Below are 20473 nucleotides of genomic sequence, written 5' to 3'. Positions count from 1 at the left end.
GCCACGGCGCCGACAGGTCAGTCGGAGGTGGGGGTCCCCTGCCCGCCCTGCTTGCGCAGCCGGGCCTCTGCCGCGTCGAGCATGAGATCCAGCCCGAACTCGTAGCTCGCGTCGCTGGTGCCGTCCAGGACGACGCGCTCGTGGTCGACGAGCTCCGCGATCAGAGGCATCGACTCGGTGGTGACGGAGGCGAGCAGGGTGCGGCCCTCGGGCGAAGGCATCCCCTGACGATTGATCCGCTCCGTGACCACGAAGCCACGGGTGTACAGCGCGAGATCCCAGAACAGGTGCCACGAGTCCTGCAGTGTGAACCCGGCGTCCATCAGGAGCCGCAGCGTGTCCTCGAGATGCCCGAGGAGCTGCTGGTAGGTCTCCGGGTCGTAGGCCTGGCGGCGGGTGAAGATCAGGTCGGCCATCAGGTCGTCGGTGCGGAACCGCTCGCGCGACCGGACGGACTGGACGCGCAGGAACTCGCGCCACTGGGCCGGCTCGTAGTCGGTGGGGTCGAGGCTGCTGCGCACGTTCTCCGCCGACACGATCGCGTACATGCGCTGGAGGAGCTCGTCCTTGCTCTTGAAGTACCAGTAGATGCTGGTCACGCCGGTGCCCAGATGCGCGGCGAGGTTCGGCATGGAGAGCGAATCGAGGCCGTCGCGCCGCGCCAGCTCGAATGCGCCGCGCACGATCATGTCGGCGTCGATCGAGCCGCGCGGGCGTCGGGTGCGAGCAGTGGAAGCCATGTCGTACAGCATTCCATACTCCGGGTGAGCCTCTCGACAACCTCACCGCATCTCTATACCGTAAAGGCAACGGTATGGCTTCCTGTGATGAGGAGTGCTGATGGAGTTTCCGTCGTCGATGTGGGCTGTGAGCTCGGCCGGTCCCTATCGCCTGACGTGGGGAGAGGCTCCGGCACCCCAGCCGGAGGCGCTCGGTCACGGTGAGGTGCTCGTGCGCACGCTGGCCGGGGGCATCTGCGGGAGCGATCTCCCGTTCTTCGCCGGGCACCCTTCGCCGATGGTGCCCGCCGGTGCGCACGGCTTCCCGCTGCACGAGATCGCCGGCGAGGTCGTCGCGAGCCGCGACGACGACCTCGCCGTGGGCGCACTCGTCGTCGGATGGGCCACCGGCATGGACGGCCTGGCCGAGTACGTCCTGTCGGCGGGCACCAGTCTGCACGCCTTCTCGCCCGAGCTCGATCCGGGCGTGGCGATCCTCCTGCAACCGCTGGCGTGCGTGCTCTACGCCGTCGAGCAGATAGGAGACGTGGAGGGAAAGTCCGTCGCGGTGCTGGGGGTGGGCCCGATCGGCGCGTTGTTCGCGCACGTGCTCAAGGCCAAGGGGGCCTCGCGGGTCATCGGTGTCGACCGGGTCGACCGGGCGGACGTCCGACACAGCTTCGGCCTCGACGAGTTCGTGCACGCCGATGTGTCCGCCTGGGCCAACGGCATCACCGACGCCGACCGCCCGAATCTGATCGTCGAGGCCATCGGACATCAGGTCGAGACCTTGACGGCGGCCATCAGCGCGGCCGCCTACGAGGGCAAGATCTTCTACTTCGGCATCCCCAACGACGAGGTCTACCCGGTCTCCATGACGGCGCTGCTACGCAAGAACATGACGCTGTGCACCGGCGTGACGGCCCTCGGGGCCCGTCGCCGTGTCCTCGCGGACGCCGAGGCGTATCTGGCCAAGTTCCCGGAGCTGGCCGATGCCTATGTGACTTCGCCGTATCCGTTCCGGGAGGCTCAGTCCGCCTTCGAGGCGGCGGTGCGCCCACGGACCGGTCAGATGAAGGTGACGCTCACCAGTCTTTGATTCTTCTCAACTCAGGGAGTGAACATGGCGGCTGTTCCGACCATTCGGGAACTGCTGGCCCGGAAGGAAGTCCTTCTCGGCGCCGGGCACTACCTTCCCCACTACGACTACACCGGTGTGATCGCGGCCGCCGGCTTCGACTTCATCTTCATCGACGCCGAGCACGGTAACCGCAGCATCGAGTCCCTCCAGCACTGCGTCACCACGGCGAACCGGTACGGCGTTCCCGCCATCGTCCGCGCGAAGGACAAGACGCAAGGGGACATCGAGCAGGCCCTGGACATCGGTGCGCAGGGTGTCATGATGCCCACCCTGGAGACCGTCGAGGACGCGGAACTCCTCGTCCACTCGGCCCGCTTCGGCCCGGTTGGTGATCGGGGGTGGAACCCCTTCGGCCCCTGGACCGGTTACTCGCAGGACCAGAACTCGTTCAAGAACCACCACAGCGAGGTCTTCGTCGTGGGACTCATCGAGACGCCGCTGGGTCACGAGAATCTGGACGAGATCCTCAAGGTGCCCGGGATCGACGCCCTCATGCCGGGCCCCGGTGACCTGGCCGTCAAGATGGGGGCCGAGATGGGCGCGCCCGAGGTCTGGGACCTGGTGAGCACGGCGACCCGGAAGATCGTCGACGCCGGCAGGATCGCCTGGTCGGGAGGGTACGGAGGCGCCACGTACGACGCGGACGCCGTGGCCGCCGGGACCAGGATGGTGAACGCCGCATCCGACTCGGGCCTGCTCGGCTACCTGCGCGGGAAGCGCGAGGCTCTTCAGGCCGAGCTCGACAAGCGCGGGCTGGGCCAGGCCAAGAACACCTAGCATCCCCCTGGGTTCCCGGCCCAGTATGTGCGAAGAACAGGATTCAAAGGAGAACTTGTGACTTCTCTCAAGGACTACGTCGATCTGTACCCCACCGTCCGCATCGAACGAGAAGGCGGTGTACTGACCCTCCGGCTCCACAAGGACGGTGGTCCCTTCCTCTGGGACGAGCGGACCCACCACGACCTGGGTGAGTTGTTCGAGCACATCAACAACGACCTCGAGAACCGAGTGGTCATCCTGACCGCCACCGGTGACGCGTTCTGTTCGGGCGTCGACGGTGACGACTTCACCCGGCAGGCCGCGATCGACGGCCCGAACTTCGTGAACCGCCTGTTCCGTGACGGCTCCCGGATGCTGCGCAACTTCGTGGGTCTGGAGATCCCCGTGATCGCCGCGGTCAACGGCCCGGCGGTCTCTCACTCGGAGCTGCCTCTGCTGGCTGATGTCGTGCTCATCACGGACACCACCGAGTTCTCCGACTCCAGCCACTTCGTGCAGGGGATTCCTCCTGCTGACGGCATGCAGATCGTGTGGAGCCACCTCATCGGTCTCAACCGCGCGCGCCACTTCCTGCTGACCGGGCGCAGCATCAAGGCGGAGGAGGCGCTCGCCTTGGGCGTGGCTGCCGAGGTACTGCCCAGCGACCGGCTGATGCCGCGAGCACTCGAGCTGGCACGGCAGTGGGCGCAGTTGCCGCTGTGGTCGCTGCAGAACACGCGCGCCATCCTGAACCAGCCCTGGCGTCGTGCCATGGCGGAGGACCTGCACGCGGGCCTCGCCTACGAGCACATGGCCACCATCGCCATGATGGGCCAGAGCCAAGCCGGGAGCAACTGATGAAGCTGCTGGTGGCAGGTGTCAAGGACGGGCGCTCGGGCATCGTCGAGCGGGTCGAGTGGGAGCATCCGCCGGAAGCGGCCGACGTGACCGCGAAGCCGGTCGTCACCTTCGAGGTCGGGTCGCCCTCCGTCCGTCCGTCCGGTACGAGCGAGTACCGAAACTACGGCATTCCGGTCGGCACCGCCGTCTGGAACCGTGTGCGGTTCCCCGCGAACCAGAAGCGCGAACTCCACCACACGAACACGATCGACTCGATCACGATCATCGACGGTTCGATGTGGATCGTCCTCGACGACGGCGAGCACGAACTGCTCGCAGGGGACTGCGTCCTCATCCATGGGGTCGATCACGGCTGGCGGATCGGGCCGGACGGTTGCACCACGTCGAACCTGCTGTTCGGGCTCCCCGAGTGATGACCACACTGAGAGCACAGCTCGAGGACGGCTGGCTCCTCTCAGCCGGGTGCTTCGATGCCTGGTCCGCGAAGCTCGCCGAGCACGTCGGCTTCTCCTCCCTCCACTTCAGCGGCGGCGCCTACCACACCAGCCAGTTCGCGTACGCGGGCCTCGTCTACACCATGCCCGAGCTCGTGGAACAGGTCGGGCGCATCACCAGCGCGGTCGACATTCCCCTGCTCGCCGACGTCGACACCGGCTTCGGCGGGGTGGAGGACATCCTCCGGACGACTCGCGAGCTGGAGCGCCGGGGCGCGGGCGGTCTTCACATCGAGGACGTCCGGTACCCGATCACCCGGCAGGGCTGGCCCAACGTGGGAGTCGTGCCCCTGGACGAGGCGGTCGGCCGGGTCAAGGCGGCGGTCGCCGCCAGAAGCGACCCCGACTTCCTCATCGTCGGCCGGACCGACTCGACCACGTCCGTGAAGGATCTCATCGAGCGGTCGAACCGGTTCCTCGAAGCCGGCGCCGACGTGGCGTTCCCTCTCGTCCGGGGCGTGGACATCGACGGCCGGGCGCTGTCCGAGCTCCCGCCAACGGAGAGGCTGGAGTGGTACCGGCGCATCATCAGCGAGATCGACGGGCCCGTCCTGACGGTGGGTGGTGTGGACCGGACGTTCACGGCCGCGCAGCTGCGGGATGTCGGGTTCACCTGGGTGATCCTCCCCTTGGTGGCGCACGACGCGGCGACCGCCGCGATGACACTGGCCCTGCGTGAGGCGCTCGTCGACGGGTGCGCGAACGACTACTTCGACGCCCACCCGAACCCGATCCCTCCCGCGGACCACATGCGGCTGCTCGGTTTCGACCGAGTAGCCGCGAACGAGCGCGAGTTCGGCGGCCGAACCGCACAGCAAACCCCGTGATCAGCCCTCGGGCCGATCGATCGAAAGGACTGTCATGAGCAGGACCTACGTAGTGACCGGAAGTGCCTCGGGCATCGGCAGAGCCACGAAGGAAGTCCTTGAGGCCGACGGACATCGCGTCATAGGCATCGACCTGCACGACGCCGAGATCGTGCTGGACCTCGCCGACGGGCGGCAGCGCGCCACGATCGCCGACCGCGTCACGGAGCTCTCGGGCGGCTCGCTCGACGCGGTGATCGCCGTCGCCGGGGCCTCGGCACCCACGACCGTGGGGGCCCAGGTGAACTACTACGGCGCGCGCGACTGCCTGGTCGGTCTGCGACCGCTGCTGCTCGGCTCCTCCGCGCCCCGGGCGGCCATCGTCTCCTCCATCTCGGCGATCCATCCGAACCACCCCGGACTCACCGAGGCGCTGCTCGACGGTGCCGAGGACCAGGCGATGAGCATCGCGGCCGACCTGGTCGAGCAGGGCGCGGGTGGGTACATCTATACCTCCAGCAAGCGCGCGATATCCGAGTGGGTGCGCCGGACCGCGGTCACGAAGGAGTGGGCCGGCGCCGGTATCGCCCTGAACGTCGTGGCCCCCGGCACGATCGTCACCCCCATGACGGCGCCGCACCTGGCAACGGCGGAGGGGCGGCAGATGATGCAGAAGACGGTGCCGATGCCGCTCAACGGCCCGGCCCAGCCCGAGGTGGTCGGTCGTCTGCTCGCGTGGCTGACCGGTGAGGAGAACAGCCACATCGCCGGGCAGACGATCTTCCTCGACGGAGGGGCCGAGGCCGCGCTGCGAGGGCCTCACGTGTTCGAGGGTCTGTCCCTCGCGGACATCAGCTGAGGCCGAGGAGGGCCACCATGGAGGACAATCGCAATCTCGCGTTCCTCGACGGAGCGCTGGAGGGCATGGTCGCCCTCGTCACGGGAGCGGGACAGGGACTGGGACGCGACATCGCGATCGCCATGACGCGGGCCGGGGCGACCGTCGCGGTGGTCGACCTCAACGGGGAGAACGCCGTGAAGGTCGCGGCCGAGCTGGGCGGGTACGGCAAGCCCGGCCTCGCGATCACCTGCGACGTCGGCAAGCGCGACCAAGTCGACGCGACGGTCGCCGAGACGATCGAGCGGCTCGGTGGCATCGACGTCCTGGTCAACAACGCGCAGGATCTGCGTGTGGTCCAGACGCTGTTCAACGACACGGACGAGGACCTGATCCGTGCCCACATGGAGAGCGGCTTCTACGGCACGTACTACTTCATGCGGGCGTGTTACCCGCAGCTCAAGGAACGGGTGGGCCGGGTGATCAACATCGGTTCCGGCGCCGGTGTCAGCGGACTGGCACAGCACTTCGCCTACGCCGCGACCAAGGAGGCGATCCGCGCGACCACCCGCGTCACGGCGCGCGAGTGGGGTGCCGACGGCATCAGGGTGAACACCATCTGTCCGGCGGCGTACGACACTCCGTCGATGCAGACCTTCCTGGGCAAGGCCGACGACGCGACGAAGGACTGGATGCTCAACCAGATCCCGCTGCACAAGTTCGGCGGCGGCAACGAGATCGCATCCGCGGCGGTGTTCCTCGCGAGCGACGCGTCGAGCTTCATGACCGGTCACACGTTCATGGTGGACGGCGGATCGAGCATGGACGCCGGCCGCTGAGACACGCGCTCCGACGGCGAACGCCCCGTCCGGCCTCAAGGCCGGACGGGGCGTTCCGGGTTCTGTTCAGTCGAGGGTGACGACGACCTTGATGGCGGTGCCCGGCGTCCTGGCCAGCTCGAGTGCCTCAAGAGCCTCGTCGAAGGGAAACGTGTGGCTGACGATCAGCGCGTACTTCTCCGGTTTCGCGATGATCGAGTCGGTCACCTGGAAGATCTCCTCGGGATAGCCCATCGACACACGGAAGTCGAGTTCCTGAAGGAGTATCCGCGCGAAGTCGATCGGCACCGGCGCGTGGTGCACCCCGACGATGGTGATGACGGCGCGCATCTTCGCCGCGGCCATGGCGGTCTCGATCACTTCCGGGGTACCGGCGGCGTCGATGTAGACGTCCGTGCCGGCTCTGACACTGAACCCGAGGGCATCGGTCGCCTGGCCATGAAGCTCGGTCAGGCGGGTGACCACGTCCTCCTTGGTCGCGTCGATGACGGCGTCGGCACCGATCTCGAGCGCCTTCTGCATCCGGGGCCCGCCGCGGGTCACCACGACGATGTGCTCGACTCCCTTCTCCCGCAACGAGAGAACCGAGCCCAGCCCGATCGCTCCGGCACCGAAGACCACGGCCTTGTCGCCCGCCTTCGCCCCGGACCGGTTGACGCCGTGCAGCGCGACCGCCATCGGTTCGTTCAGTGCCGCGACCGGCCACGGAATCTCTTTCGGAATCACGCGGATGTGCTTGTCGAGCACCATGTCCCGCACGACGACATAGGGCGTCAGGCCGCCTTGGGCGCCGCCTCCCCCGAGGAGTCCGTCGTTGAGCTTCACGTCGATGACGACGTGGTCTCCGACAGCGATCTCCGCGGTGACGTTCGAGCCGATCTCGACCACTTCGCCGGCTGCCTCATGGCCGAGCGGAGTCCTGCCCTCGCGCGGAGGGATTCCGCCGTGATCCGTGTACGACGCGTCGGACCCGCAGATGCCGCACGCGCGGATGCGCAGCAGGACATCGTTCTCCCCGACATCGGGCGTGGGCAGGTCGGTCCAGCTGTTCCGTCCGACGCCAGTCACGTGCACCGATCGCATGGAGGGTTCCGTCGCGTACGGTGCGGCGACCACCTGGGGACCATCGGAGGGCGTGGTCATCTGGGCTCCTTCGCTTACTGCGGGACTGTGCTGACGAGACGACCGCGGGTTCCGCGGACGGCTGAGGGCCGGTCGGCGGAACCCACGGGGGATGCGCAGGACCGGTCGGTCAGCGAGAGGTCCTGCCGAGGTCGACGGGCAGCGCGATGCCGGTGACGTGGCGGGCCTCGTCCGAGGCGATCCACGCCACCGCGGCGGCGATGTCCTCCGGCTGGCTGATGGAGTGCAGTCCCGAATGGTAAAGAGGCTGATAGACGGGGTGCTCTTCGAGCAGCGCGGTCACCTCAGTCATCTGCAGTCCGGTCAGCACGCCGAACGGGTGCACGGTGTTGCTCCGGATCCAGTGCGGTGCCAGCTCGTTCGCCAGTGCCTTGGACAAGCCGGTGACACCGTGCTTCGCGGCCACGTAGTCGGCGAGGAAGGGCAGGCCCATCAGGCCCGCGACCGAGCTGGTGAACGTGAGGGAACCGCCGGTGCCCTGCTCGATCATGATCGGCACCGCCGCCTTCGCGGTGTAGAAGGCGCCGGTGAGGTTCATGCCGATGGTGGTTTCCCAGTGGTCTTCGTCGATGTCCCAGGACAGGGCCCCGGAGGTCATGCCGGCGTTGGCGACCACGACGTCCAGACGGCCGAGTTCGGCGACGGCGGAGTCCAGCCCCTCCTTCATCCGCCGGAAGTCACGGGTGTCGGCCTGGATCGTGACGACGCGGCGATCGAGCTTCTCCACCAGGGTCGCCGTCTCGGCGAGGTCCTCCGGGGTAGATCCGGTATAGGTGGTGGTCGGAATGTCCTCGCACAGATCGAGGGCGATGATGTCGGCTCCTTCAGCGGCCAGACGCAGCGCTTCGGCGCGTCCCTGGCCGCGGGCGGCGCCGGTGACGAATGCGACCTTCCCGATGAACCGCCGTGCGGTGGGTCCCGAGGGAACTGGCGGTTCGAGCGACGCGGTGCTCATGGCGACTCCTGACCTGAAGTGAGTGGCATCCGACGAGCGGCAAAGGGCTCACCCCGGACCGGAGGAGCATGCCGCTGCGCGTGCTTCGAGTCACCATCGCATCCCGGACGCTCGGCGCCAAGCCTTACGGTAAATCTTTCTGTACCGCGAGGCTTCGCCGCGTAGATGCCAGTTCACAAGGGCATGGACATTATCGATAGGCCTCCCGTACGTTGCATCACGAAGCGCCGATGCGGCACCTCGACGAGGAGGTCACAATGCCTGGCAGAGTTGACGGCAAGGTCGTATTCATCACCGGAGCGGCTCGGGGGCAGGGAAGAAGCCATGCGGTCCGCCTGGCGGAGGAGGGTGCCGACATCGTGGCCGTCGACATCCTGGAGGACATCCCCACCGCCGCGTACCCGATGAGTACCCAGCAGGACATGGACGAGACCGTCCGGCTCGTCGAAGCTCTCGGCCGCCGCATCCTGCCGATCAAGGCGGATGTCCGCGAGCCCGGCCAGATGCGGAAGGCAGCCGAGGCCGCTGCGACGGAGTTCGGACGCATCGATGTTCTGGTGGCGAACGCGGGCATCCTGTCGTTCGAGCAGGAGAAGTTCGCGGCCTTCTCCGAGGTCTACGGCGTCGACTTCCTCGGGGTCGTGCACACGGTCGATGCCGTCATGCCGTACATCAGCGAGTCCGCGTCGATCGTCATCACCTCGTCGACGGCCGCGATGATGGAGAACACGACGGAGAAGATCGGCCCCGGTGGCATGGCCTACACGAGCGCCAAGCGCGCGGTGGCGCGGTACGCGCACGACATCGCGCGGCTCCTGACCGGCCGTCGCATCCGCGTCAACGTGATCCATCCGTTCAACACGAACACGGCGCTGATCCAGAACCCTCACATGTACAAGGTGTTCCGGCCCGACCTCGAGAATCCGACCCGCGAGGACGCCATACCGGCCTTTGCGTCGACCTCGCCCATGGGCATCCCGTGGATGGAGCCGATCGAGATCTCCAACACGGTGCTGTTCCTGGCGTCGGACGAGTCGAAGTACGTCACCGGGCAGCAGCTGAGGGTGGACGCCGGGCAGATGCTGTCCGTGGTCAGTGCCGGCATCCCGGGCTGAATCGGCGCTTCCCGACGCGTGTGGGACCCTCCGGGGCGTCGCCCCGGAGGGTCCCCTCTCGTGCGTTCCCGCAGCGTCAAGGGCCGGGAAACCGCAGCTCCGAGAGTCATTGACACCTTAACCGTTGTCCTTATAGTAGCGCTTACGGTAAGGCGTATCACACACTGGCCGATAGCGGCCCACATGCATCAGAGCGTGTCAATGGATTCACTTGCTGGCCCACGGGAGTGCCACCATGTCCAGTCCGTACCTGACTCAACCGCTCTACCGGCGCGTGATGACACTGACGGGCATCTACCTGTCGTTCATCTTCGTCATCTCCGATGCCATCGTGTACGCAAGTACACTGCTGCCCACCGCGATGGCGGATCTCGGGGGCAACGACCTGTACGCCCTGGGAACAGCCATCGGTGGCATCCTCGGGGTCACGGCGATGCCCTTCCTCGGGTACTTCGCCGCGCGCAATCCACACCTGAAGCCGTGGCTCCTCGGGGGAACCCTGGTCGTTCTCATCGCTGAGGTGGTCGTGCGTGGCACGAGCCCGAACATCACTGTCTTCCTTGTCGCAAGCGTGTTCATGTCGCTCGGCACGGCCGGCTGCTATGTCGTCGGACTGCCCCTGATCCGGGACATGTTCCCGGTCAAACGGGCGGGCCTCCTGCTCGGGTTCGTCGGCACGGCATCCTCGGCCGGCCTCGTCATCGGTCCTCTGGTCTTCGGCCGGATCATCGACGAAGTCGGCTGGCGGACCATCAGCTGGCTGGTCGCCCCGGCCCTCGCCGTCGCGGCGGCGCTGATCTTCCTCGGCGCCCGCCCGTCCAAGGCGGAGGCGGCACCGAGCGCGGTGCGCTACGGCAGCGTTGACACGGCGGGCGCGGTCCTGCTCACCGCGCTGATCACCTTCCTGGTCCTGCCGCTCTCGCTGGGCACGAGCCTGGTCGAGTACGGCACCTGGCTCAACACGCTCTTCTTCGTGGCCGCCGCGGTCTCGCTGGCCGGGCTCGTCGCGGTCGTCCGAGCCAAGAAGGAGACCGCGTTCCTCCCCTCGGTCGTCTTCCGGAACCGCAACACGCTCGCACTGATCGTGCAGGTGTTCCTGGGCTCGGCGTCCGCGCTGGCGGTGCAGACCTTCATGCCGCTCTACGTGCTCCTGGTCCTGGGCGGCACGGCGTTCCAGTCCGGTGTGGCAGCGGCCATCTACGCGATTCCCTCGCTCCTCCTGGGGCCGACGATCGGCAGGATCATAGGCCGCACCGGTACCGCGAAGGCCGTGATCCTCTGGTCCACCGTGCTCAAGGTCGTGGTCATGGCGGTATTCGGCATCTGGATCCTGGCCCGGCCCGAAACGATCACGATCACGCTGGTCAACGTGGCCATGCTCGTCGCGGGCACCTACGCGGCCGGTCAGCAGGGCGCCACCCAGACCGCCCCGCAGATCATGATCCCGCCCAAGCTGCGGACGCTGGGGACGGCCACCGTGTCGATGCAGCTCAGCCTCGGACCGATCATCGGAGCCGCGGTGTTCGGGGGGCTCATCGTCGGTCTCGGTCCGCAGGAGGGAATCGGCGTCGCGGTCCTTGCCGCCGCCGTCATGGGTGTTTGCGCCGCTGTTCCCGCCCTCTTCCTGAGCCCGCTCACCGGTGACGACTCGGTGGATGCCGCCGAGGCCGCCGAAGAGGCGGTCGAGGCAGAGACCGGGAACGGTCAGCGGCCGGCACCCACCGTGGCCAACTGATTTCCGGGCGGAGGGCCCGGACCGCGGCCTTTCGGCCCGGGCCGCCGCCATCAGCTGAAGATCCGTGCATGTGCAGTAAGGAGACTCGGTACAGACATGACCACCAAAGAAGACATCAAGGCGATGTTTCCGGAGATCGATCTCGAAGCGATCAGGGAGAAGTACGCGTTCGAGCGGGACCGCCGGGAGCGGGCCGATGCCAGCAAGCTGTACCACGGTACGCGGGGTGAGTTCGCGGAGTACGCGGTGGACCCGCACATGCCGGTGGCCGAGCGCGAGCCGGTGAACGACCACGTCGAGGCGTTGGTCATCGGGGGAGGCATCGCCGGGCTCTCGACCGCGGCGCACCTGCGCGAGGCAGGCGTGGACTCCCTGCGCATCGTGGAGGAGGGGGGCGACTTCGGCGGAACGTGGTACTGGAACCGCTACCCCGGACTCCACTGCGACATAGAGGCGCACATCTATGTGCCCATGCTGGAGAAGATCGGCGGCATGCCGACCAAGCGGTACGCCCCCGGCTACGAGGTCCGCGAGTTCCTCCAGAAGCTGGCCCGCCACTTCGACTTGTACCGGGGAGCGCTGTTCCACACTCGCACCACGATGCTCACCTGGGAGGACGACAAGTGGCGGGTCACGACCGACCGAGGTGACTCGTTCACCGCCACCTATGTCATCGCCGCCACCGGCGGACTGGCCACCCCCAAGTTGCCCGCCATTCCCGGTATCGAGACCTTTGAGGGCCGCCTCTTTCACTCCAGCCGCTGGGACTACTCCTACTCCGGAGGCAGCGAACAAGGCGACCTCACGGGCCTTCAGGGCAAGCGAGTCGCAGTCATCGGTACCGGTGCGACAGGCGTACAGATCGTGCCCGAGGTGGCCAAGTACGCTGAACACCTCTACGTCTTCCAGCGCACGCCCTCGACTGTCAGCTACCGGGGGAACCAGCCCACGGACGAGAACTTCGTCGGGCCGCGCGATCCGGGGTGGCAGCAGCGCCGGATGGACAACTTCCTGGACATCGTGTCCGGCGCCGACCCCGACGAGGACCTCGTTGACGACACCTGGACAGCGAACTGGAAGCTGCTGCGCCGGCACAACACCGGGACCTATGTCTCCGAACTCTCCGGTGAGGAGCGGGAGCTCTACGAGGAGTATCTCGATGCCCGCACGATGAACGCCATCCGCGCCCGCGTCGACGAAGAAGTCAAGGACCCGAAGACGGCTGAGATTCTCAAGCCGTGGTACCGCTTCGCCTGCAAGCGTCCAACCTTCACCGACCTGTATCTGCCGACCTTCAATGAGCCCAACGTGACGCTTGTGGACACGGCGGACTTCGGGGGCCCGTCGCGCGTCACCGAGAACTCTGTCGTCGTCGGGGACGAGGAGTTCCCGGTCGACCTCATCGTCGTCGCGACGGGGTTCGAGGTCGGTCTCACCGCGGTCCTCTCGGGCGCGCTCCCGGTCGTCGGTCGCAAGGGCCGGAACATCCTGGAAGTCTGGGCGAGGGGGCCGCGGACCCTGCACGGCTACATGACCCACGAATTTCCGAACTTCTTCCAGCTCGGTCCCATGCAGAGTGCCAACGCGGTCAACTTCTCGCACATCCTGCAGTTGCACGGAGAGCACGTCAGCGCGATCATCGCTGCGGCCCGGGAGGCGGGGAAGTTCGTCGAGCCCACTTCCGAGATGGAGGACGCCTGGGCGGCGGAGATCCGTGCGACCGTCGAGCCCGAGCATGAAGCGGTGCTCGCCTTCAAAACGGCGTGCACGCCGGGCTTCTACAACGGCGAGGGCAAGTACCGCATGATGTCGACCGAGTTCGCGCCGGGACCAGTGGTGTTCCGGGAACTTCTCGCCGACTGGCGCCGGAACCAGATGGCCGAGGTCTTCCACAGCGCGAAGGAGCTGCACGACCGGCCCACACCCGTCAACGCCGTGTGAGTCGACAGAACATTGTGGCCGGCGGTGAGTGGAATCGCGCGTACGGTCGCAGCTCGTTTCGTGGCGGCCGGTGAGGTCGTGTGCGTCACCGGCCGCCACGTAGTCTGGCTCGAGCGGGCGGCGGAAGAACCCGGTTGGGCCTCCTCACGACAGGAGTTTTCTCAGCTCCTGGACCGTGCTGTTGAGCAGCGGGATGAGTTCATCCGTGCCCTCCAGCCATTGCTCGTAGGCCGTCACCGCAATGGCCAGGCCCAGATGGCCGGCCATCATGGGAATCAGATCACCGCTGTCGGCCCCGACATCCGAAGCGACGTAGTCCGCGATGACCCGACGCCACTGTGCGTAGCGGAGTACTGAGTGAGCCTGTAGCGCCGGAGTGCGGAAAATGAGGGCCATCCGGTCACGGTGCGACGGCTCGGCGTCGGTCGGAAAGACGTTGAACGCGACGATGCCGCGATGCACACGCTCCCACAGTGGGAGCTCGGTCGGCATCGAGGCCAGCAAGTCGCGGAAGTTCACGAGCGTGCGATCGAACTGGCCCCACGGAATGTCGTTCTTGGAGGGGTAGTACCGGGTCACCGTGCGAGGGGACACTCCGATGCTTGCCGCGATCGCCTCGATAGTGGTCGCCTCGAACCCTCGCTCGGCGAAGAGTTGGAAAGCGCAACGCTCGATCTCGGCATGACTGGTCGCGGACGGGCGGCCACGCGTCGGCATTGGTCGACTCATGAACAAGAAATCTAGCAGGCGCGACCTCTTCCTTTTGACCACCACTGCCAATATTGTGGCGGAGCCACGTCAGTAGTGCCGCGACTCGCGGCGCAACCGCGACGAAGGGAAGTTTCCATGAACACCGAAAACGCGACACGGCCTGCCGACGCCGATGTGTCGTCGAGTCCGGCGGAGCCGGCCGAGGCGGGCGCGGAGTTCGATGACCTGAGCACGGAGTCGCTGATCGAGGAAGTCTCGATCGACGGCATGTGCGGCGTCTACTAGGACGGGCGGTGTCAGGACATGTCCGACCCGATGCTCGAAGAATCCGGAACCATGTCCTGGCCCCGGTTCGACGAGGCATGGCAGCTCTCGCCGTCGGTGGCACTGCGACCCGAGCCCTTCGGTGCGTTGGCCTACCACTTCGGCAACCGAAAGCTGACCTTCCTCAAGCGGCCCGAGCTGGTGGCCGCGGTGCGGGCCCTCGCCACGCATCCCGACGTCCGCTCGGCTCTGGTCGCCGCCGGCATTGCGCCCGGTGAGCACGACGCATACCTCGCGGCGCTGCGCGGGCTGGCCGAGGCCGACATGATCCGGCCCCGTCACCATGATCCGGCCCCGTCACCACGGTGATACCACGGCCGGCCCGTAGCCCGGCCCCCCCGGACCTGTAGGAGCACGTGTGAGCATCCTCGACAACCCGCCGGTCCGCCGTCGCCCCGACGGCGGCAGCCTCCTGCAACAGTTTGAACTCGGCCTCGAAGCCCCCATCTGCCTGACCTGGGAGCTGACGTATGCCTGCAATCTGGCTTGCGCCCACTGCCTGTCCTCCTCGGGCCGCCGCGATCCCCGCGAGCTGACGACCGAGCAGTGCGAAGCGGTGATCGACGAGCTGGAACGAATGCAAGTCTTCTATGTCAACATCGGCGGTGGCGAACCCACGATCCGGCCCGACTTCTGGCACCTGGTCGAATACGCGGTGGCACACCATGTGGGCGTGAAGTTCTCCACCAACGGGGTACGCCTCACCCCCGACCGGGCCCGGTGGCTTGCTTCCTCCGAAGCCGTCAACGGCTACGTGGATGTCCAGATCTCCCTGGACGGCGCGACGGCCGAGGTCAACGACCGGGTCCGCGGCAAGGGCTCCTACGACACCGCGATCACCGCACTGCGTAATCTGTACGAGGCCGGTTTCCGTGACGCCAAACTGAGCGTGGTGTGCACCCGGGAGAACATCGGCCAGCTCGATGAGTTCAAGGTGATCGCGGACCGTTACGGTGCCACTCTGCGCCTGACCCGGCTGCGCCCCTCCGGTCGCGGCGCCGACGTGTGGGATCAGCTCCACCCGCTGGCTGAGCAGCAGCGAGTGCTCTACGACTGGCTCCTGGCCCATGGCGAAGGCGTGCTGACAGGCGACTCGTTCTTCCACCTCGCCGCGTTCGGGGAGAAACTGCCCGGTCTCAACCTGTGCGGAGCCGGACGTGTGGTCTGCCTCATCGATCCGGTCGGCGATGTCTACGCCTGCCCGTTCGCGATCCACGAGGACTTCCTGGCCGGCAACGTCCTCGCCGATGGCGGCTTCGCCAGGGTGTGGCGGAACTCCGAGCTCTTCGCCGACCTGCGGGCCCCGCAGACCGGCGGTGCCTGCGCGTCCTGCTCGTTCTACGACTCCTGCCGCGGCGGCTGCATGGCCGCCAAATTCTTCACAGGTCTGCCGCTCGACGGCCCTGATCCCGAATGCGTCCAGGGCCATGGTGAGTCCGCGCTCAGTCGGCTGGGTGACGAGCGCAGGGTTCCGGCGCCGGGACAGAACCACAGCCGACGCACCCCGGTTCGCAACCAGCCGGTACTGCTGCAGCTGAGCCGACGCGGTGACGCGCTCGCCGATGCCGGCGCCCCACCGGTCTCGTTCTGCGAGGAGAACCCTCTGGCCGGCTTCACTCCCGACCGCGCAGCCCAGTGAACGGCACGGCCCACGTGGCGCCCGCAACGCCGCATCACCACGAAAGAGAGACACGATGAGCAGGAACCGCCCCGCCTGGTTGCAGAACCCGTGGAAACAGAATCCGTGGTTCGAGTCCGTGGCGATCGCTCAGGAACGCGCCCGCAAGCGGCTCCCGAAGCCGGTCTACGGTGCGCTGGTGGCCGGCTCCGAGCGTGGCCAGACCGTAGCCGCGAACCAGGCGGCATTCGCCGAGTTGGGCCTGTCGCCACACGTCGCCGGTCACCACGCCGACCGTTCCATGGCCACCAGGCTGATGGGTACCGAGATCTCCCTGCCCGTGGTCATCAGCCCCACCGGGGTACAGGCCGTACACCCGGACGGCGAGGTCGCGGTGGCCCGCGCCGCGGCAGCGCGCGGCACGATCATGGGTCTGTCGAACTTCGCCTCGAAGGCGGTCGAAGAGGTGTGCCAGGCCTGCGACAGCACCTTCTTCCAGATGTACTGGACCGGCGACCGCGACGTGATGGTGCAACGCATGGAACGTGCCCACAAGGCGGGCGCCAAGGCACTCATCGCGACTCTCGACTGGTCCTTCTCGATGGGCCGCGACTGGGGAAGCCCGGAGATCCCGGAGAAGGTGGACTTGAAGACCATGGTGCGACTCGCGCCGGAGGTCATCACCAAGCCGCGCTGGCTCTACAGCTTCGGCAGGTCCGGAAAGATCCCGGACCTGACTGCTCCCAACCTCACTCCGGCCGACGGCGGCCCCACGCCGACCTTCTTCGGCGCGTACCACGAGTGGATGACCACACCACCTCCCTCGTGGGACGACGTCGCCTGGATGTGCCAGCAGTGGCGGGAGCTGACGGGCAAGCAGTTCATGCTCAAGGGGATCAGCCGGATCGATGACGCCAAGCGGGCAGTGGACGCGGGCGTGGACGCGATCTCGGTGTCCAACCACGGAGGCAACAACCTGGACGGCTCGCCGGCCGCGATCCGGGTGCTGAAGCCGATCGCCGATGCGGTGGGCGACCAGGTCGAAGTGGTCCTGGACGGCGGGATACGTCGGGGCTCGGACGTGGTGAAGGCGCTTGCCCTCGGCGCGCGCGCGGTGCTGATCGGCCGTGCCTACCTGTGGGGCCTGGCCGCCAACGGTCAGGCCGGCGTGGAGAACGTCCTGGACGTTCTGCGGTCGGGGATCGACTCGGCGCTGCTCGGCATGGGACTGTCCTCGATCGACGAACTCACCCCCGAGCACCTGCTCATTCCCGACGACTTCGTCCTCGCGCTCGGCGACTGACGGAAAGCGAGGGAGACATGAGCTTCGCGGACGCGACATCGCCGGCAGTGGCATGTGGCGGCCTGGTGCTGGTACCGGTCGGGTCGGTGGAGCAACACGGACCTCATCTGCCGCTCGACACGGACACGGTCGTCGCCGCAGCCGTCGCCGCCGAGCTCGCTCCGCTGACTGGGGGCGTCGTCGCACCGGCCGTCGCGTACGGCGCGAGCGGCGAGCACCAGTCGTTCCCCGGAACGGTGTCGATCGGCACCGAGGTTCTCGCCGCGACGCTGGTCGAGCTGGGTCGTTCACTGACCGTATGGGCGGCACGTGTTCTGTTCGTCAACGGGCACGGCGGAAACGTCGCGGCGTTGCGGCAGGCGGTGAGCGTCCTGCGGGCCGAGGGGCGTGACGCGGACTGGGTGCCCTGTGTCCTACCGCCTCAGGCACATGGCGACGCGCACGCCGGGCGCACCGAGACCTCGCTCATGCTGCACCTTCGACCCGACAGGGTACGCATGCGCGAGGCGGGCCCGGGCAACACTCGTCCGCTGGCCGATCTCATGCCCGCGATGCTCGCCGGTGGCGTCGCGGCGGTCTCCCCGAACGGCGTCCTCGGCGATCCCACCGGCGCTACCGCCGAAGAGGGAGCGACCATCCTGCGCGCCATGGTCGCGGGTGCCTACGACCGCGTCACCGCGGGAGCCGACCGATGACGGCGTCACCCGCCGCCTCGGCCACTGCCCAGCGCGTGGCGCTCGTGACCGGCGCGGCTCGGGGTATCGGCGCCGCCACAGTCCGACAACTGGTCGCCGACGGGCTCCATGTCATAGCTCTGGACTGGTGCGCCGGCGACGACTCGGCCGTGGAATATCCCCAGGCCCACGAGAAGGACCTCCAGGCGTTGGTGGACTCGCTGCCCGCAGGCCGGGTCGTGCCCGTCGTCGGGGACGTCCGCAGTCCGGCCACCCTCGCGAGGGCCGTCCGAGCCGCCCTTGAGAACTGGGGGCGGCTCGATGTCGCCGTTGCCGGTGCGGCTGTCATGGCGGGCGGCGCACCACTGTGGGAGGACGACTGCCTGCCGTTGCTGTGGGAGATCGACGTCGTCGGGGTATGGAACACCGCTGCCGCCGCCGTGCCCGCGATGCTGGCCGGTCCCGACCCCTCGGGCTGCCGATTCGTGTCCCTCGCGTCCAGCGCGGGCGAGCACGGGCTCTACCACCTCGCGGCCTACACCACTGTCAAGCACGCCGTGGTCGGCTTGGTGCGCGGCCTGGCTGCCGACCTGGTCGGTACCGGCGTCACCGCTGCGGCGGTCTCCCCGGGTTCAACCGACACCACGATGCTGACCGCGACCGCCGGGCTGTACGGCGTCACCGTCGGCGAACTGGCTGACCACCAGTTGCTCAAACGCCCCCTCGCCCCCGAGGAGCTGGCTGCCGCCATCGCATTCGCCTGCTCACCTGAGGGTGCCGTACTGAACGGTTCGATTCTCAACGCCGATGGGGGATTCAGCGCATGAGCCGCACAACCGCTCAGCCCACCCAGGCGAGATTGCCCGACGGGTTCCGGATCCGGGTACGCTCAGACGTCAACTGGCACCACCTGCCGAGCCCGGACGAACGACTCCTGATCGGAGGATCTCCTCTTCGGGCCACCCGGCTGACCCGACGGGCAGCGAAATACCTGGACGGCAACGCACTGACCGTGCGCGACCGCACCTCCGCCGAGCTTGCGCGCAGGCTCCTGGACGGAAACCTCGCAGATCCAGAGCCGGGGGCAGCGATTGACCGCGCTGATCTCACCGTCATCGTGCCGGTGCGCGATCGGCCCGAGCAACTCAGACGCTGCCTCGAAGCCCTGACCGACCTGGACGTGATCGTGGTCGACGACGCATCCCACGACCGGAGCGCCGTCCACAGCGTCGTGCGCCACCAAGGAGCCCGTCTGCTCGTTCTGCCCGACAACCTCGGTCCGGCCGGGGCCCGGAACGCGGGCCTGCTCGAGGTCACCACGCCCTATGTTGCCTTCGTCGACTCCGACGTCGTGGTCGACGCCGCCACCTTGCTTGGCCTTGCCGGTCATTTCGCCGATCCGGCTCTCGCACTGGCCGGCCCGCTCGTTCGGGGCGTGACCCGAACAGCACGGCCGCGGTGGTTCGAGCGCTACGATGCGGCAGCTTCCTCGCTGACCCTGGGAAGCCGCGGCTGTTCCGTACAAGTGGGGGCGGCCGTCGGTTGGCTTCCCAGCGCATGTCTGGTCGCCCGAACCGTGGCGCTGCGGGGCCCGGGAGGCATCGGGGGTTTCGCAGCCGACATGCGTGTCGGCGAGGACGTCGACGTGGTCTGGCGACTGGTCGAGGCAGGGTGGCGGGTGCGCTACGACCCTGCGTTTCAGGCACAACACGACGTACGGCCAACCATGACTGGTTGGCTGGGCCGCAAAGTCCTCTACGGCAGCGGCGGCGCACCGCTCGCCGAACGCCACGGGGAAGCTGTCGCCGTTGCCCGGCTTTCACCGCTGTTCGCTGCCGCCGCCGCTGGGATACTCCTCCGGCGAAAGTGGTCGCTGCCGCTCGCTGCTGCGGCTACCGGCTGGGCGGCGCGAACGGTGCGCCAGTCCCTCCCCGATATGGACACCCGCGGCACCGTGGCCGCCGGCCTTGCAGCCAAAGGCTTGGGCTGGGCGGTGTGGCAGGAGTCGGCGTTGCTCTTGCGGCATTGGTGGCCGGCGACAGCACTTGGCTGCCTGGCCAGCCGATCGATCCGGCGCGCAACGGCGACCGCGCTGATCGTGGATGTGATCGTCGCCGGCACCGTAGACCGTCCGCTCGGCCAACCGCGCCTCGGCCCAGTGGCCACCTTCGCCGGCCGACGACTCGACTGCTTGGCCTACGGAGCCGGCCTCTGGGCGGGGGCAGTGAAAGGAAGAAGCGCTCGTTGCTTGATGGTGGAGCCTATCCGCCAACGCCGACTACCTGCGCCGAGTCACCATGACCGCGTACCGCACCAAGGAGCAGCATGAGTCGGGCGCTTGGAGGGCACGTGCTCTATCCACCGAGCTACTGGGTCTCACCTGCGTAAACGCAGCCTCCGGGCGATGTCCTTCAAGTCGCGGGGGACACATGAGGGAATCGCGGATTCCCGGTGACCGGGGGACGCTAGCGCTCCCCGATCGGGCCGTACGTAGGGT

At 67.6% G+C, this 20473-nt stretch carries 21 protein-coding genes; 17 read left to right on the top strand and 4 right to left on the bottom strand.

Annotated features, from left to right (window positions below):
- Positions 1–17 precede the first annotated feature (17 nt).
- Positions 18–740 carry a TetR/AcrR family transcriptional regulator gene (locus ACTT8P_RS22935; RefSeq protein ID WP_442833580.1) on the bottom strand — a complete coding sequence of 241 codons (723 nt, stop codon included), beginning with the start codon at positions 738–740 and terminating at the stop codon, positions 18–20.
- Positions 741–840: 100 nt separating this feature from the next.
- On the opposite strand from ACTT8P_RS22935, the gene ACTT8P_RS22930 reads away from it, so the two are divergent.
- Genes ACTT8P_RS22930 through ACTT8P_RS22900 form a run of 7 tightly spaced genes read left to right on the top strand, consistent with a single transcriptional unit; the run spans position 841 to position 6457 of the window.
- Complete coding sequence (locus tag ACTT8P_RS22930; RefSeq protein WP_442833579.1) at positions 841–1818, top strand: zinc-dependent alcohol dehydrogenase; 978 nt, start codon at positions 841–843, stop codon at positions 1816–1818.
- A gap of 24 nt (positions 1819–1842) precedes the next feature.
- The gene (locus ACTT8P_RS22925; protein WP_442833578.1) at positions 1843–2637 is read left to right on the top strand and encodes an HpcH/HpaI aldolase family protein; all 795 of its coding nucleotides are present in this window, start codon (positions 1843–1845) and stop codon (positions 2635–2637) included.
- Between the two features lie 57 nt (positions 2638–2694).
- Positions 2695–3477, top strand: a complete 783-nt coding sequence (locus tag ACTT8P_RS22920; protein ID WP_442833577.1) for an enoyl-CoA hydratase/isomerase family protein — start codon at positions 2695–2697, stop codon at positions 3475–3477.
- The gene (locus tag ACTT8P_RS22915; RefSeq protein ID WP_442833576.1) at positions 3477–3893 is read left to right on the top strand and encodes a hypothetical protein; all 417 of its coding nucleotides are present in this window, start codon (positions 3477–3479) and stop codon (positions 3891–3893) included. Before ACTT8P_RS22920 ends, ACTT8P_RS22915 begins: the two co-directional genes overlap by 1 nt.
- Positions 3893–4801: an isocitrate lyase/PEP mutase family protein gene (locus ACTT8P_RS22910; RefSeq protein ID WP_442833575.1), complete on the top strand. Its 909-nt coding sequence runs from the start codon at positions 3893–3895 to the stop codon at positions 4799–4801. The genes ACTT8P_RS22915 and ACTT8P_RS22910 overlap by 1 nt, the downstream gene beginning before the upstream one ends.
- A 34-nt stretch (positions 4802–4835) precedes the next feature.
- Complete coding sequence (locus ACTT8P_RS22905) at positions 4836–5639, top strand: SDR family oxidoreductase (RefSeq protein ID WP_442833574.1); 804 nt, start codon at positions 4836–4838, stop codon at positions 5637–5639.
- A gap of 17 nt (positions 5640–5656) precedes the next feature.
- On the top strand, positions 5657–6457 hold the full coding sequence (locus ACTT8P_RS22900; RefSeq protein WP_442833573.1) for an SDR family NAD(P)-dependent oxidoreductase: 801 nt from the start codon (positions 5657–5659) through the stop codon (positions 6455–6457).
- Positions 6458–6523: 66 nt separating this feature from the next.
- Here the strand turns inward: ACTT8P_RS22900 and ACTT8P_RS22895 are convergent, their stop codons facing one another.
- On the bottom strand, positions 6524–7600 hold the full coding sequence (locus tag ACTT8P_RS22895) for a zinc-dependent alcohol dehydrogenase (RefSeq protein WP_442833572.1): 1077 nt from the start codon (positions 7598–7600) through the stop codon (positions 6524–6526).
- Between the two features lie 109 nt (positions 7601–7709).
- Positions 7710–8555: a mycofactocin-coupled SDR family oxidoreductase gene (locus ACTT8P_RS22890; protein ID WP_442833571.1), complete on the bottom strand. Its 846-nt coding sequence runs from the start codon at positions 8553–8555 to the stop codon at positions 7710–7712.
- A gap of 230 nt (positions 8556–8785) precedes the next feature.
- On the opposite strand from ACTT8P_RS22890, the gene ACTT8P_RS22885 reads away from it, so the two are divergent.
- From ACTT8P_RS22885 to ACTT8P_RS22875, 3 genes are all read left to right on the top strand, one after another.
- Complete coding sequence (locus ACTT8P_RS22885; protein WP_442833570.1) at positions 8786–9670, top strand: mycofactocin-coupled SDR family oxidoreductase; 885 nt, start codon at positions 8786–8788, stop codon at positions 9668–9670.
- A 235-nt stretch (positions 9671–9905) separates the two neighbouring features.
- Positions 9906–11405: an MFS transporter gene (locus tag ACTT8P_RS22880; RefSeq protein ID WP_442833569.1), complete on the top strand. Its 1500-nt coding sequence runs from the start codon at positions 9906–9908 to the stop codon at positions 11403–11405.
- 96 nt (positions 11406–11501) lie between these two features.
- Positions 11502–13346 carry a flavin-containing monooxygenase gene (locus tag ACTT8P_RS22875; RefSeq protein WP_442833568.1) on the top strand — a complete coding sequence of 615 codons (1845 nt, stop codon included), beginning with the start codon at positions 11502–11504 and terminating at the stop codon, positions 13344–13346.
- Positions 13347–13490: 144 nt separating this feature from the next.
- Here ACTT8P_RS22875 and ACTT8P_RS22870 read toward each other — a convergent pair whose 3' ends face one another.
- Complete coding sequence (locus ACTT8P_RS22870; protein ID WP_442833567.1) at positions 13491–14063, bottom strand: acyl-CoA-like ligand-binding transcription factor; 573 nt, start codon at positions 14061–14063, stop codon at positions 13491–13493.
- 129 nt (positions 14064–14192) lie between these two features.
- On the opposite strand from ACTT8P_RS22870, the gene mftA reads away from it, so the two are divergent.
- From mftA to mftF, 7 genes are read left to right on the top strand one after another with little or no spacing between them, the layout of a single operon-like run.
- Positions 14193–14342, top strand: a complete 150-nt coding sequence (gene mftA / locus ACTT8P_RS22865) for a mycofactocin precursor MftA (protein WP_442833566.1) — start codon at positions 14193–14195, stop codon at positions 14340–14342.
- Between the two features lie 18 nt (positions 14343–14360).
- A complete protein-coding gene (gene mftB, locus ACTT8P_RS22860; protein WP_442833565.1) occupies positions 14361–14690 on the top strand; it encodes a mycofactocin biosynthesis chaperone MftB in 330 nt (109 codons plus the stop codon).
- Between the two features lie 49 nt (positions 14691–14739).
- The gene (gene mftC / locus ACTT8P_RS22855) at positions 14740–16020 is read left to right on the top strand and encodes a mycofactocin radical SAM maturase (protein WP_442833564.1); all 1281 of its coding nucleotides are present in this window, start codon (positions 14740–14742) and stop codon (positions 16018–16020) included.
- Positions 16021–16075: 55 nt separating this feature from the next.
- On the top strand, positions 16076–17302 hold the full coding sequence (mftD, locus tag ACTT8P_RS22850) for a pre-mycofactocin synthase MftD (protein ID WP_442833563.1): 1227 nt from the start codon (positions 16076–16078) through the stop codon (positions 17300–17302).
- 17 nt (positions 17303–17319) lie between these two features.
- Positions 17320–17997 carry a mycofactocin biosynthesis peptidyl-dipeptidase MftE gene (gene mftE, locus ACTT8P_RS22845; RefSeq protein WP_442833562.1) on the top strand — a complete coding sequence of 226 codons (678 nt, stop codon included), beginning with the start codon at positions 17320–17322 and terminating at the stop codon, positions 17995–17997.
- A complete protein-coding gene (locus tag ACTT8P_RS22840; protein ID WP_442833561.1) occupies positions 17994–18803 on the top strand; it encodes a mycofactocin-coupled SDR family oxidoreductase in 810 nt (269 codons plus the stop codon). Before mftE ends, ACTT8P_RS22840 begins: the two co-directional genes overlap by 4 nt.
- Positions 18800–20305, top strand: a complete 1506-nt coding sequence (gene mftF, locus ACTT8P_RS22835) for a mycofactocin biosynthesis glycosyltransferase MftF (protein ID WP_442833560.1) — start codon at positions 18800–18802, stop codon at positions 20303–20305. The genes ACTT8P_RS22840 and mftF overlap by 4 nt, the downstream gene beginning before the upstream one ends.
- Positions 20306–20473 lie beyond the last annotated feature (168 nt).

Origin of the sequence: Streptomyces sp. JW3 (assembly GCF_052216785.1) — a bacterium.
Classification (GTDB): Bacteria; Actinomycetota; Actinomycetes; order Streptomycetales; family Streptomycetaceae; genus Streptomyces.
This window is presented reverse-complemented; position numbering and strand designations above follow the sequence as displayed.